Source organism: Buchnera aphidicola (Nurudea yanoniella), from assembly GCA_039829995.1.
In the GTDB taxonomy this organism is placed as follows: Bacteria; Pseudomonadota; Gammaproteobacteria; order Enterobacterales; family Enterobacteriaceae; genus Buchnera_B; species Buchnera_B aphidicola_AV.
In genome coordinates, this window is sequence record CP140036.1 from 75,742 (window position 1) to 90,289 (window position 14,548).

At 21.2% G+C, this 14,548-nt stretch carries 15 protein-coding genes and 1 other RNA gene; 12 read left to right on the forward strand and 4 right to left on the reverse strand.

Going from position 1 to position 14,548, the window contains the following annotated elements:
• Nucleotides 1–58 precede the first annotated feature (58 nt).
• The 8 genes from U0T64_00355 to fliR all read left to right on the forward strand — a co-directional run bounded on the left by U0T64_00355 (nucleotide 59) and on the right by fliR (nucleotide 5,353).
• Nucleotides 59–439, forward strand: coding sequence for a flagellar FliJ family protein (locus U0T64_00355; protein ID XBC41328.1), 381 nt, complete (start codon nucleotides 59–61; stop codon nucleotides 437–439).
• Between the two features lie 687 nt (nucleotides 440–1,126).
• A complete protein-coding gene (locus U0T64_00360) occupies nucleotides 1,127–1,603 on the forward strand; it encodes a hypothetical protein (GenBank protein ID XBC41329.1) in 477 nt (158 codons plus the stop codon).
• Between the two features lie 147 nt (nucleotides 1,604–1,750).
• A complete protein-coding gene (locus U0T64_00365) occupies nucleotides 1,751–2,677 on the forward strand; it encodes a FliM/FliN family flagellar motor switch protein (GenBank protein XBC41330.1) in 927 nt (308 codons plus the stop codon).
• A gap of 39 nt (nucleotides 2,678–2,716) precedes the next feature.
• Nucleotides 2,717–3,106: a flagellar motor switch protein FliN gene (gene fliN, locus U0T64_00370; GenBank protein XBC41331.1), complete on the forward strand. Its 390-nt coding sequence runs from the start codon at nucleotides 2,717–2,719 to the stop codon at nucleotides 3,104–3,106.
• 29 nt (nucleotides 3,107–3,135) lie between these two features.
• The gene (locus U0T64_00375; protein XBC41332.1) at nucleotides 3,136–3,420 is read left to right on the forward strand and encodes a flagellar biosynthetic protein FliO; all 285 of its coding nucleotides are present in this window, start codon (nucleotides 3,136–3,138) and stop codon (nucleotides 3,418–3,420) included.
• A gap of 66 nt (nucleotides 3,421–3,486) precedes the next feature.
• On the forward strand, nucleotides 3,487–4,218 hold the full coding sequence (gene fliP / locus U0T64_00380) for a flagellar type III secretion system pore protein FliP (GenBank protein XBC41333.1): 732 nt from the start codon (nucleotides 3,487–3,489) through the stop codon (nucleotides 4,216–4,218).
• Between the two features lie 82 nt (nucleotides 4,219–4,300).
• Nucleotides 4,301–4,570, forward strand: coding sequence for a flagellar biosynthesis protein FliQ (fliQ, locus tag U0T64_00385; protein ID XBC41334.1), 270 nt, complete (start codon nucleotides 4,301–4,303; stop codon nucleotides 4,568–4,570).
• 3 nt (nucleotides 4,571–4,573) lie between these two features.
• Nucleotides 4,574–5,353, forward strand: a complete 780-nt coding sequence (gene fliR / locus U0T64_00390) for a flagellar biosynthetic protein FliR (protein ID XBC41335.1) — start codon at nucleotides 4,574–4,576, stop codon at nucleotides 5,351–5,353.
• A 275-nt stretch (nucleotides 5,354–5,628) separates the two neighbouring features.
• On the opposite strand, the gene rpmG is transcribed toward fliR, so the two are convergent.
• On the reverse strand, nucleotides 5,629–5,796 hold the full coding sequence (gene rpmG / locus U0T64_00395) for a 50S ribosomal protein L33 (GenBank protein XBC41336.1): 168 nt from the start codon (nucleotides 5,794–5,796) through the stop codon (nucleotides 5,629–5,631).
• Between the two features lie 2 nt (nucleotides 5,797–5,798).
• On the reverse strand, nucleotides 5,799–6,038 hold the full coding sequence (gene rpmB, locus U0T64_00400) for a 50S ribosomal protein L28 (protein XBC41337.1): 240 nt from the start codon (nucleotides 6,036–6,038) through the stop codon (nucleotides 5,799–5,801).
• A 264-nt stretch (nucleotides 6,039–6,302) separates the two neighbouring features.
• Here rpmB and U0T64_00405 point away from each other — a divergent pair, with 264 nt between their 5' ends.
• On the forward strand, nucleotides 6,303–8,891 hold the full coding sequence (locus U0T64_00405; GenBank protein XBC41338.1) for a hypothetical protein: 2,589 nt from the start codon (nucleotides 6,303–6,305) through the stop codon (nucleotides 8,889–8,891).
• A gap of 244 nt (nucleotides 8,892–9,135) precedes the next feature.
• Here the strand turns inward: U0T64_00405 and ppa are convergent, their stop codons facing one another.
• Nucleotides 9,136–9,657 (reverse strand): inorganic diphosphatase, encoded by a 522-nt coding sequence (gene ppa / locus U0T64_00410; GenBank protein ID XBC41339.1) that lies wholly within the window; start codon nucleotides 9,655–9,657, stop codon nucleotides 9,136–9,138.
• A gap of 119 nt (nucleotides 9,658–9,776) precedes the next feature.
• Between ppa and pmbA the strand changes: the two genes are divergently transcribed.
• Nucleotides 9,777–11,123 (forward strand): metalloprotease PmbA, encoded by a 1,347-nt coding sequence (pmbA, locus tag U0T64_00415; protein XBC41340.1) that lies wholly within the window; start codon nucleotides 9,777–9,779, stop codon nucleotides 11,121–11,123.
• Between the two features lie 82 nt (nucleotides 11,124–11,205).
• On the opposite strand, the gene rnpB is transcribed toward pmbA, so the two are convergent.
• Nucleotides 11,206–11,572: RNase P RNA component class A (gene rnpB, locus U0T64_00420), an RNA gene on the reverse strand.
• 324 nt (nucleotides 11,573–11,896) lie between these two features.
• On the opposite strand from rnpB, the gene U0T64_00425 reads away from it, so the two are divergent.
• Together U0T64_00425 and tal are read left to right on the forward strand one after the other, a co-directional pair.
• Entirely contained in the window at nucleotides 11,897–13,117 is a 1,221-nt protein-coding gene (locus U0T64_00425) for a beta-ketoacyl synthase N-terminal-like domain-containing protein (protein ID XBC41341.1), read from the forward strand.
• Between the two features lie 444 nt (nucleotides 13,118–13,561).
• Entirely contained in the window at nucleotides 13,562–14,512 is a 951-nt protein-coding gene (gene tal / locus U0T64_00430) for a transaldolase (protein ID XBC41342.1), read from the forward strand.
• Nucleotides 14,513–14,548 lie beyond the last annotated feature (36 nt).

A 14,548-nucleotide genomic window follows, 5' to 3' on the forward strand; every position in this document is an offset into this window, starting at 1 on the left:
TAGAAAATATTGATAAAAAAAAAATCAACAATTTTTACTTATTTTAGCAAATATTATTTTGAATAAAAATAAAATTCAAGAGCAAATAAATTTGTTATCAAAATATAAAAAAGAATATCTTTTTAAATTACATTCTGAAATGCATTGTGGTATTTTTGGATTTGAATTAAGAAATTATGATTATTTTATTCACTCATTAACAAATGATATTGAAAAACAAAAAAAAACTATACGAGAATATGATAAACAATATGATATATATTTTAATTTATGGAAAAGGCATCAGTGTAGGTTAAAAATGTGGAGTATAATATCTGCAAAATTATCTAATTATAATTTTCAAATAACTCAATTAGAGGAACAAATACAGCTAGATGAATATGTTCAAAGATCTTTTTTTAAAAAAGGTAATTCATTAATATCATGTCGAACATTATAAATATATCAAATACTAATTTATTATGTGAGAATAAAAACTCTCTTTTTAAATTAGATTCAAAAAAAAAATAATATTTTTAAAAAATTTTTTAAAAAAAATATTTTTTTTAATAAAGTTAGTATTTCGAAGAATATATATAAAAATACAAACAAAATTAATAAATTTTTAGATCCTATTTTATATACTTATAAAATTTCGAAAAAAATAAATAATTTTAAGTATGATAGTTATTTTTTATATAATTCTAATATCATCAGGAATGATTCTTCTTTTTCCTTAAAAATTCTATCATTTATTCAAAAAGAAAATTTTTTTTCTGATGTAGATGTTTTTAGTTGTTTAAATAAATTTATGTGTTATTTTTTTTATAGATATGTTAAAAAAAATCAAAAGATAATTTTAAATATATTTAAAAAATGTTATAGTTTTAGTTTTATTTCTAAAGAATTATGTAAATCAGTTATAAATAGAACTATAAAAATAATCAATTTTAAGAATATTATTTCTAATTTTTTGAATTTTAAAAACGATTTATTTCAATTTACACTAGATTTAAAATCTTTAAAAATTTTTGGTAATTTTTTTAAAAAAAAAATATGTTATAATGAAAACTTCAATTTTTTTTTAAATAGTATACAAAAAATATATTTTTTTTTATGTACCAAATATAAAAATTTTAAAAAAAATATGAATTATTCTGCGATTTATAATCAAGATATAAATATAGTTCAAGACAATTGGATGAAAGTTATTCATAAACAGTTATTAGTATATTTTTTAAAGAGTAAAAATATTATAGAATTGTTTTTCAATCCACAATATTTTGGATCATTACTTATACGATTAAAAATAAGAAGTAATAAATTAATTAAATTAGATTTAATTTCTAACGATAAAGTTTTGAGGAAAATATTTAAATCTGATATTTCTAATTTTAAAAATACTATTTTGAAAAATGGACTTAGATTTGAAAATGTTGCTATTCGGACTTTAAAATTTAAAAAAACTTCTTTCTTAAAAAATAGTTATAATTTTTATAATAAAGTTATAAATGATAAAAATTTTATTATTTATAACAAAGACGAGAAAAATTTTCATACATCATTTTTATCAGGATTATATTTTTCTGTAAAAAAAAAAGAAATCGTTGATATTTATATTTAATAAATAAAATATGTTTTAAAGTTATTTATGTAATGAGTTTTGTATGATCTTGATATAAAAGTTTTTTTTATTAGTGTTTAATTCAATGGATTAGATTTTTTATTATTTTGATATTTTTATATTTGTATTAATTTTTAAGGTATTTTAATGAAAAATAAAAATTTTTTTCAAATTAAGAAAAATAATTTAGAATATAATGTCAATAAACATCCAAAAATTTGTTCTTATGATTTTGAATTAGATTACTATACGTTGTATCAAATAAATGAATCTTTGAGAAAGATTTTTAATTTTTTTTCAAATAAAGTTTGTATAGATCTTTTAGATGTTATGAATATTGAATTTGACATTAATTTACATAGTATTCGATTAGAAAAATATGACAATTGTACGGATTATTTCACAGATTCAAAGTTAGTAGGTGTTTATAATATTGTTTCATCATTAGAAGTAGGAATAGTTGGATTTTCTGATAAGGTAATATCATCAATTATAAATGTTTTATTTGGGGGGAAATCTTCATCTCAATATTTCAAGAATAAAAATGTTTATAAATTAACAAAATGTGAAAAAAACATTATAAAAAAAATTTTAAATATAATTAAAAAGGCATATAGTTTATCTTGGAAAAATGAGTTTAATGTGGACGTAGAATTTTTTAACGTTCGTTTAAAAAAAAGAAATAGTCTTAAAAGTATTATTTCTGCAGGAAATATTTTTTTATTTACTGTTTTTCAGATACAATGTGGTAATACACTAGGTTTTTTAAATATAATTTTTCCATTTTCTTGGATTAAAACATTCAAAAATAAATTGATAAATCATAGTGATAAGAATACTTTTATAGAAAAAAAAAATATAGTTAAGATGTCATTAAAAATGATATATAATATAAAAATAAGTTTAGATATTAGGTTAGTTAGTGTCTCTGTTTTATTGTCTGATATTTTTTCATTAAAAGTTGGTGATATTATATCTATAAAAACTCCAGAAAATGCTTTTGCATATTCTCATGATATACCTATATTAATTGGAAAATATAAAATGCATAATAAAAATTATGTTTTTTTTTAGAAAAATTTTTTAATTTGCGACATTTTTAGGAATATATTGATGAATGATAAAAATAATACACTTGAAAATTATGAAAATAATAATACTAATGTCGAAAAAAAAATTCAAGTAAAAAAAAATTTTGAAAATAATGATGATAATTCCAATTTGGATCCATCTGTACAAAAGTCAAAAAATTTAAATTTTGTTATTGATATTCCAATAGATATAACAATTGAATTGGGTAAGATAGAACTGAAAATTAAGGATCTTCTTGATTTGAATACAGGTTCTATATTAACTTTAGATAAATATTCGGGAGAACCCTTAAATATATTGGTAAATAAATGTATAATTGCAAAAGGGGAACTTGTTATTGTAGATGAAAAATATGGAATCAGAATAGTTAGTATTGTTGATGGTTCGAAATATTTAGATATTTTTAAATAACATATTAAAAAAATTATGAGAAGTTATCTATGGAAAATGTATTTCAATCTACTTTTATAGAAACGGCATTTTCAAAACTTGGAATGCCTTTTTTGAAAGTAATTTTAGTTTTATTGGTTTTTTTTTGGTTATTGAAAAAAATTAGTGTTGAAAAAAAAATTATTAATAATTCTTCTGTAAAAATTTTAGAAAAGATTAGGATTGGATCACATGAAAGTGTTATTATTGTGAAATTAGATGATATTAGATTGGTAATAGGTGTTACATCAAATAATATTTCTCTTTTATATATTTTTCCTTCAAAAAAAATATGAAATGTTAATAAAAATTTTTAATATTAATAGTACAATAAAAATTCGTTACACGTTTTAGGATAAAAAATGATTTTTCGAATAATATTTTTATTTTTATTATTGTTTTCTCCTATAGTGAATGCAAATATTACTAATTTTTCAATGCATTCGTTGCAAGATGTTCAAGGACATTGGTCTCTTTCATTACAAATGTTAATTTTTCTAACATCATTAACATTTATTACCCCAGTTTTATTAATGATGACTAGTTTTTCTAGAATTATAATTGTATTTAGTTTATTGCGTAATGCTTTAGGCACTCCATATTCTCCTCCTAATCAAATTTTATTAGGTTTGTCTCTTTTTTTAACTTTTTTTATTATGGCTCCAGTATTTGATAAAATTTACAAAGATGCATATTTACCATTTAGTGAAGACAAAATGGATATTAATGCAGCGATTTCAAAAGGAATAAAACCTCTTCATGAGTTTATGATTAAACAAACACGTGAAAGTGATTTAGATTTTTTTTCTAAATTAGCTAACATTTCTAGTTTTTCTAGAAAAGAAGAAGTGCCAATTCGTATTTTATTACCATCCTTTGTTATTAGTGAGTTAAAAACAGCTTTTCAGATTGGATTTACTATTTTTATACCGTTTTTAATAATTGATTTAGTAGTTGCGAGTGTATTAATGGCTTTAGGAATGATGATGGTACCTCCTTCAACAATATCTCTTCCTTTTAAATTAATGTTATTTGTATTAGTTGATGGGTGGCAATTATTAATTACTTCTTTAACTCAAAGTTTTTTTCATTAAATAAATTTAATATTCTCATAATCATAAAAAATTAATTATTTATATTGTATTATTTTAAGATTTATTTTTATTAAGGAAATTTATGACAGTTGAATCTGTAATGACTCTTTTCCACGAAGCCATGAAAGTAGCTTTAATGTTAGCTTCACCTTTATTGCTTTCTGCATTGTGTAGTGGTTTAATTATAAGTATTTTGCAAGCTGCTACTCAAATAAATGAGCAAACATTATCATTTATACCTAAGATTATTACAGTCTTATTATCTATTATAATTTTTGGTCCATGGATGCTTAATTTAATTATAGATTATACTCGATCTTTGTTTAATAATTTATCTTTTATAACAAATTAATTAATGAAAATTTTTAATGTTAACGATGTAATATTTTCTTTTTATAATTTTTTATTTTTAGGTATGAGAGTTCTCTCTTTTTTTATTGTTGCTCCATTATTTAGTGATAGTTCTATCCCAAAAAAAGTAAAATTATTTTTTGCATTTGTTATTAGTTGGTTTTTTATGTTTCTTATTCCTGAGGTAAGTATCAATTTATTATCTATAGATGGATTCATAGTTTTGATTGAGCAAATATTAATAGGAATTTCTCTGGGATTTATTATGCAGTTAATGTTTTCTACTGTAAAAGTATCTGGAGAACTTATAAGTTTTCAAATGGGTTTATCTTTTTCATCTGTTTTAGATTGGAATACTCGTTCTAACATATCTGTTTTATCTCGTTTTCTGCATGTGTTTTTTTTTCTACTATTTTTAGAATTTAACGGTCATCTTTGGATGATATCTATATTATTTGACTTTTTTTTAAAAATTCCTATTAACATTATTGAATTAGATTCAACTTCATTTTTTAAAATTTTGATAGCTTCAAAATTCATTTTTATTGATGGGTTGATGTTAGTATTACCGATTATTATGATTCAACTTATGTTAAATATTTCTATGGGTATTTTAAATAGAATTGCTTCTCAAATTTCTATTTTTTCAGTTGGATTTTCTTTAACTTTATTGGTAGGAATGTATATTTTTTATTTGTTTATTCCTATTTTTCCATCTATTTATCATAATATATTTAATCGTTTAGTTTTTTCAATATCTTCTTTTTCGCGGGAATTTTTATAAATTTTTGTGTAGTAGGTTTGAATTTTTGTGTAATATATATTACATATATAAAATATTATTTCTTTTTATTTTATATATGTAATTATATATTATAATTTAGAGAAATATAAATATATTTATTTTTTAGTTAATCTATAATTTAGTTTTTTAGTTTGATAATACTATATATTTTTTAATAATGTAAAATACTAATCTATATTTTAGAATAAATTTTTAATATAGTTTAGCATTTTTTATTTTAAAATAATTTCAGGTATATTATATTCAATTAAAAGTTATTTTAATTTTTCTTCATGATACCATGTATGTTTTCGAACGATAGGGTCGTATTTTTTGAGTTTTAATTTTTTAGTTGTATTCTTTTTATTTTTTGTTGTAGTATAGTAATGTTTGCTTCCTGATGAAGACGTTAATTTTATTTTATTTCGAGTTGTTTTAGCCATTTTTAAGTACTCTTGTTTTTAGGTAATAATTTTTTTTTAAAAATTATATCACTTCCTAGTTTATCTATATATCGTATTCCTTTAGCAGATATTTTTAATGATATAAATCTGTTATTTTGTATATCCCAAAATCTGTGTCGCTGTAAATTTGGGAAGAAACGTCTTTTAGTAGCGTTCATAGCATGAGATCGACGATTTCCAATCATTGGTTTTTTTCTAGTTATTTTGCAAATTTTTGACATAATTTAAATTACCTATTTTTTTAAATAATAAAATCTTAAACTTTTTAAAATGATATAATACAGGATGTTACTGTGTATAAATTAAATTTCAATTTAATTTTATATTTGTAAGTTAAATTTTTTAAAATTTTAAATAAAATTTTATTAACAGGATTTATTTTTGTGAAGTTTTTAAAAAAATTTTTTATAATTACAATTATATTATTTACATTTTCTTGCTTGAGTATATTTTTTTTAATGAATAGTAATTTTGGATTAAACGTAATGTATCATTTCATTCATTATTATATACCAGAATTAAAAATAAGAAAAATAATAGGAGAATTTAATAATTGTATATTTCAAGATATTAAATATTTTTCGCATGATAAGAGTTTTTTTATTAAAGAGATACATGTAAAAGCAAGTTTTAATTTATTAAGAAATCGTGGTATTTTTATAGACAAAATTTTATTTACAGGATGTGATTTATATATTAAAAATACTTTTTTTACAATATTGAAAGATAAGCTTTTATACTTAAATGTACGATTGATATATTTTTTGAAATTTCCTATTATTTTAAAAGATATAAAATTTGATAATTTTTCTTTTTCTACGAAAAAAATGCTATTTTTTATAGATCATTTTTCAGGAGTATATATATGGACGGGAAAAGAATTAAAATGTTTATATAGCCAAGTTAATAATATTTTTATCAAACAAAAAGAAATTATAAAAGTTTATAAAAACAAAGTAGAAGCATTGAATTTAAAAAAAGATATAATTCCAAATATATATTTTGAAGATATTTTAAAGCATTTAGAAATATGGAGAGTCAATATTCCTATAAATATTGATTTGCAATATCTGCATAGTAAAAATATTTATTTTTTTGGAAAACATAATTTTTATTTATCTAATTTTTTTGTTAATTTTAAAATTTCTGATAATGAAGTAGTTGTAAAAGAATTATATTTTTCAATTTATAGAATAAAATTTATTATATTCGGAACTTTAAATTTTAATAAAAATTTTTTAACTCGTTTTTTAATTTATTGTTCTAACTTAGAAAAAAATTGTAATAGAGAAAGTTTGATAATTTCTATTAATGGATTTTTATTAAACCAATTAAAGATGAATTTTAATTTTTTTGGTTATTTAAATACAAAAATTTATATAAAATTAGAATTAGAAAAATTTAATTCTTTTTTACATACGGAACTTGTTATTCCGTGTTTAGACTTAGTTATAAACAAAAAAAAATATATTTTATTTAAAGAAATAAAATCTAAGATAGTAGGAAATTTATCTAATTTTAATTTTTTTATCCATGGAATGGTTAATATAAATTATTTTTTTCCTATACAATTATATTTTTCAGGAGTAAGAAATAATTCAACATTATATATAAAAAATATACGATGTAATTTGTTTGAAGAAGAAATAATATTTAAAAATTTATTGAATTTATTGCACAGAAAAAAGTTTTCTTTTCCAATGGTTTCGTATAAAAATTCTAATATTTTTTATATACAATTTGTAATAAAAAAAATAATGGAAGAATTTTTAAAATTAAAAAAAAATAATCACTTGATATTAGATATAATAGTATTTTTTAAACATAACCCTATAAAGGTAATTAATTCTAAGTTACATTTTTCTTTATTTCAAATATTAAAAAAATGGACCATTTCTTTTTTTAATTATTTTTCTTTTAAAAAAAACTCTAAAATTATAAATAATTGTATTAGAGAAGAAACGCCTATTAATATCGTTGTTAAATTGAGATTATTAAATAATTCATTATTTAGTTTTTTTGAACGTATTTATGGAAATGTTGATATTTTATATTTTAAAAAAAAATATGAATTTTCAATGCATTTTATAGGGAAAGATTTAATTTGGAATGGTTTCAAAATGTCTAATTTTAAATTATTAGTAATTTTGAAACATGGAATTTATGATTTTTTTGAAACTCAGTTATTTATACAAAATCTTTTTGTCTTTAATATTAACATTTCTTCATTTCTATTAAAATTAAGTAATAATAAACATGGATATAATTTAATTTTAGATGTCCTAAAAAATAATTATTGTCTTGATATAAATCTTTCTGGAAAATCGAACATTTTTATAACAAATCAGATTAAAGTAATAAATAAAGTTAATTTTTTGACTCCGTTATATTATTTTCATTTTAATAATATATTTGTAATTTTTAAAAGTAAAAAAACAATAAATTACATAAAAGAACTATTTTTTAGTACAAATTATAAATCTAAGAGATCTATAACATATTTTATTCAAAGTATAGTTGATAATATTTTAAATAATAATAATAAAAACTTTAAAAATATATTTAAGAATTGGAAAAATTTATTTTTTTCGAATAAATTATTTTCATGTGCAGCTACGTTCCAGTTAAATTATGTATTTAATTGCAAAACATTAACATTAAAATGGAATTTTCAAGAAAATATGTGTTTTAAAACTAATCAAATATTTAAAGGGGTTATGAATTTTAATAAAGTTGAACGAAAGTTTTTTATTAATGGAAATATTATTTTAAAAAGTTTTTCAATAAAATTATTAAATTTTTACAGCACAGATATGCAAAATTTTTTTGGAGTTTTAAATGGAAATCTAGTATTTAAAGGAATTATGGAAAATTTTCAATTACATGGAAATTTATCAATTTCCAATATTTATATAAAAAATTTATTTTATGTGAAAAAAATATATTTTAATAGTTTGAAATTAACCGTTAATCATAATAATTTTATATTTAGCAGTATTGTTAAAATGGAAAGTTTTTTAAAATTGATGTTTAAGTTAAAATTTTTATATCTTAATGTTTTTTCTTTAAAATAGAAAAATTTTTGGTTTTTAAAATTTTCTGTATACAATTTATAATACTGATTTGGTATATATTTTATTATAGAATTAATAAGGATATCTATTTTCAAAAAGATATCCTATATTATTAAGATATATAAAAATTTGATAATATATATTTTTTAATTTTTTTAAAGATTTTAAGAAATATAATAATAATAGAAATGAATTTTATAATGTGAAATATTTATATTCTATTTTATTTGCAGAGAAATATTTTTTATTTTTTTTTTAAAGCAGATAAAATTTCCTTATATGCTTCATTTTTATCTCCCCAATTAATGATTTTTACCCATTTATTTTTTTCTAGATCTTTGTAATGTTTAAAAAAATGTACAATTTGTTTTTTTAATATATCAGGAAATTCGTTTATGTTTTTTATATAAGAATATTCTGGGCAAATATTTACATTAGGAATGGCAATAATTTTATTATCTGTTCCACATTCGTCTAGCATTTTTAAAATTCCTATTGGTCTACATGGTATTACTGCATTAGGAATTATAGGAAAAGGAGAATGCACTAATACGTCTATAGGATCTTTATCAGAGGATAAAGTATCATTAATAAATCCATAGTTACAAGGATAAAACATAGGAGTTGGAATAAACCTATCTACAAATAAAACTCCTAAATCTTTATTTATTTCATATTTTACTGGATTAGAATGTGATGAAATTTCGATAATTACATTGATATCATATGGAACGTTTTTTCCGGAAGATACTTTTTTTATGTTCACTGTTATTCCTATTATATTTTATTAAAAATTTTATTTTAATTTAGAATATTTAGAAAAGTTTTATTTTAATTTTTTTAAGTGTATTATAGTAAATAATTACATACATTAATTAGAAAAATATGAAAATACAACATAATTTTTTTTTGCAGGAAAAAAAAATTAAAAGTATCATTGAATATATACTGAATATTGTTAAAAGTCATTCAGCTGAAGCTGAAGTGTTGGCATATCATAATTCAGGAATTAATCTCGGAATAAGAAATAAAATCATTGATCATGTTGAATTTAACAAAGATAATCTGATAACAATTACAATTTATAAAAAAAATAGAAAAAGCACTGTATCTTCTAAAAACTTTAGTATACAAGCAATTAACAAAATTATTAATTTTTCTATAGATGCTATTAATTATGCATCTGTAGATTTATGTGTTGGTCTTCCTAATCTTGAATTACTAGCAATAGGAAATTTAAAAGATCTTAATTTATATTATCATTGGAAATGGGATATTAATTATATTGTTGATTTAATGTTAGTGGCTGAACAAGAAGCTTTTAAGATAGATAAAAGGATTATTAATACAGAAGGATTTAATTTTAAAAGTTGCATGAATATGATATGTTTTGGAAACAGTTCTGGAATGTTAGAAAGTTACAAGACTACTTCGTATTATTTTTCTAATTGTATGATTGCAAAAGAAAATAAAGATATGCAAAGGGATATGTTTTATACAATTTCAAGAGATATTAATGATTTAGTAGTGCCCAATATTGTAGGAATAGAAAGCTCTAATAGAGCTTTATCTCGATTACATTCTCAAAAATTGTCGTCTATGAATAGTCCTATTATTTTTTCTTCAGAACTAGCTTCAGAATTTTTTTCATATTTTTCAAAAGCTATTAATGGTTTTAATGTTTACAATAAGTCCACATTTTTATTGAATAGTTTAGAAAAACAGGTTTTTCCTAGCTGGTTGAGTATAGAAGAACATCCTCATATAAAAAAAGGATTAGGTTCAAGGTGTTTTGATTCAGAAGGCGTGCGTACATTTCAAAAAACAATAGTCAAGAATGGTATTTTGAAAACATGGATTTTAAATAATTATTCAGCTAAAAAAATGAATTTAGTGAGTACTTCTAATGCAGGAGGGGTTCATAATTGGTTAATGTTAGGAATTTCAGATATGAACTTAAACGAATTATTAATGTCTATGTATAAAGGAGTTTTAATAACAGAACTATTAGGAAATGGATTAAATTTAATTACTGGAGATTATTCATGTGGTGCAGTTGGATTTTGGATAGAACGAGGAACTATTCAATATCCTGTAAGTGAGATTACAATTTCTGGTAATTTAAAGGATATTTTTAGGAATATTGTATCTATAGGAAATGATATTGATAAAAGACATAAAATACTCTCAGGATCAATTTTATTGCCTTCTATTCAAATATCAGGTCTTTAGAAATTGTTAACATGTAATAATTATAAAATTTTTGATAATTTTTAAAAAGTTAAAAGTCTAATAGTGTTAGAAAATATTTTAATTATAAAGTATACCTATAAGCCGGGTTCTGTATTTGATAGTCATTTATCTAGAATGATAATCACTTATCATTTCGAGCAGCCTACCCGAGTATTTGTATATTAGGGCAAAAAATACTCCTATTTGGCCTTGCTCCAGGTGGAGTTTGCCTAGCCATACTAATTTCTGAGTATGCGGTGAGCTCTTACTTCACCATTTCACCCTTTCCTTTTTATTGATTCAAACATAAAAAGGTGGTATTTTTTCTGTTGCACTAGTCGTAAGCTTGCGCTTCCCAGACGTTATCTGGCACCTATATGCCCTATGGAGCCCGGACTTTCCTCTTCTATTATTCATGAAATTATAGCAGCGACTATCCAGTTAACTTATATAAAAATATTTTTTATAACTTTTTAGACTTTTTTAACAATATAATTATACAATAAATTTTTTGATAATTCACATAACTTTTATTTTTTTAAATTTATAGTAGTTTTTTTGTATATATTTTAAAATTTTTACATATTATTTTTATTTATAATTTTAGTTTTTTATTTTATGATTTAAATTAATGTATTTTGATATATATGAATTTCATAGAAATGTAATTTTTTTAAAATTATATCATGCAATTTTTATATGTTGAATTTTATAATTGTTACAAGGTAGAAGAAAATAATTTTATTTCAATATAAGGAATAATAAAGAGTATAATGAAGCGAGTTGTTATTACTGGATTAGGTATAATTTCTAGTATTGGAAATAATAAGTTGGAAGTATTAAATTCCTTATTACATACTGTATCAGGCATTTCTTTTTCAGAAGAAATGCAAAAACATGGTATGCGTAGCAATGTATATGGAAATATAAAATTAGATATTTCACAATGCGTAAATCGTAAGATTGCACGATTTATGAGTGATGCGTCTATATATTCGTATTTGTCCATGGAAGAAGCTATTAGAGATTCTAAGTTATCTCCTAAAATATATAAAAAAAATCCTAGAGTAGGTGTTATTGCTGGATCTAGTTCAGGTTCCCCGAAATGTCAATTAAATGGCATGAATTATGAAAAAAATAAAAAATTAAAGTCTATTAGTCCATATGTGGTAGTAAAATCTATGGCTTCTAATATATCTGCTTGCTTAGCTACTGCTTTTAAAATATATGGAATAAATTATTCTATTAGTTCAGCATGTTCTAGTTCAGCTCATTGTATAGGAAATGCAATAGAATTAATACAATTAGGAAAACAAGATGTAATATTTGCTGGTGGAGGAGAAGAAATTAGTATAGAGTTAGCATGTACATTTGATGCTATGGGAGTATTATCTACTAAGTATAATTATAATCCGATTATTGCATCTAGAGTTTTTGATATATATCGCGATGGTTTTGTCATTTCAGGTGGTGCAGGTATAATCGTTGTAGAAGAACTAAATTTTGCATTATCTCGTTCTGCTTATATATATGCAGAAATTATTGGATATGGAACTTCTTCTGATGGTTTTAACATTGTTGTACCATCAGGAAATGGAGCAGTGCGGTGTATGAATTTAGCTATGAAAGGTATAGATAAAGAATCTATTGACTATTTAAATGCGCATGGTACATCTACTAAATTAGGTGATATAATTGAATTGAATGCTATTAAGGATGTTTTTCATAAGTCTCGTATTCCAATTATTTCATCTACTAAATCCATTACTGGACATTCGTTAGGTGCATCAGGAGTGCAAGAGATAATTTATAGTATTTTAATGCTAGAAAATAAATTTTTAGTACCTAGTATTAATATTTTAAAATTAGATCCTCAAGCTAAAAATTGTAATATCTTAACTAATATTATAAAGAAAGACATTTCTGTTATTATGTCAAATAGTTTTGGATTTGGTGGTACAAATGTATCTTTAATTATAAGAAAATATTATTAACACATAATATCAGAGCAATAATTCTTAAAAAATTTTTATATTTGTTTATAATTTTATACAATTATACGGTATAAAATATACATTATATATATATTATATTTGTTATAGATTTTTAAATATTTTTATTTTAAATAAATGAACTAGTTTTATTCTTAAAAAAGAGGAGTTTGAACTTTTAGTACGAATGTATCTTAATTTTAGGAAATAATTTTTACATTTCATATTAATTAAATAATATTTGAATAGCAGTATTAATTATTAATGTTTGGATGTTGATTATAATTGAAATATGTGGAATATATTAATTTTAATTTTATTTTTCGTTAAATTTTATTTATGTATATTTAGATGTATATTAAATGTTGTATTTAATAAATATCTTAGATTATGTGGTATTCATATACATAAAATAATTATGAAAAATCGTTATAGGAATATGAAAATTTGAATCAGTTAGAATCGTTAAAAAAGTATAGTAAGATTGTGGTAGATAGTGGAGATATAGAATCAATAAAAGACTATTTTCCTGAAGATACTACTACAAATCCTTCGCTTATTTTGAAAGCAATTATCTCTCCTTTGTATGAAAATATTATTGATGATGCTATTACTTATGCAAAAAAAATAGGAGGGACATATGCATGTCAATTGCTTAATGCAGTAGACAAAGTTTCTGTTATATTAGGTACAAAAATTTTAAAAATTATTTCTGGAAGAGTTTCTACTGAAGTTGATGCTCATTTGTCATTTAATACTGATCTATGTATTGAAAGATCTAAAAAAATTATTTCTATGTATGAAGAAGAAGGAATTAGTAGATCCAGAATATTAATTAAGCTAGCTTCTACGTGGGAATGTATTCAAGCTGCAAAAGAATTGAAAACGTTTGATATTAATTGTAATTTAACTTTGTTATTTTCTTTTGCCCAGGCAAGAGCTTGTGCTGAAGCAAAAGTTTTTTTAATTTCTCCTTTTGTTGGTAGAATTTATGATTGGTATAAATCTAAATCATTAATACAAAAATATGTAGCTAACTTAGATCCTGGAGTAATTTCAGTTAAAAAAATATATCGTTATTACAAGACACATGGATATAAAACCATTATTATGGGGGCTAGTTTCAGAAATATTCAGCAAATTTTAGAACTTTCTGGTTGCGATTATTTAACTATTTCTCCGGTTTTACTAAAAGAATTAAAAATTAATAAAGGATATGTTTCTAGAAAATTATATAATTCTGATATTATAAAAGATCCTGTTGAACCATTATCTAAAAGTGATTTTTATTGGTTGCATAACGAAGAACCTATGGCAGTAGAAAAATTGTCTGAAGGAATACGTCAGTTTGGAAAAGATCAACGTAAATTAGAAAAAATGATACATGATAAAATGTAAATAAAATCTTATAAGTTTTTTATTTTATAAAAATGC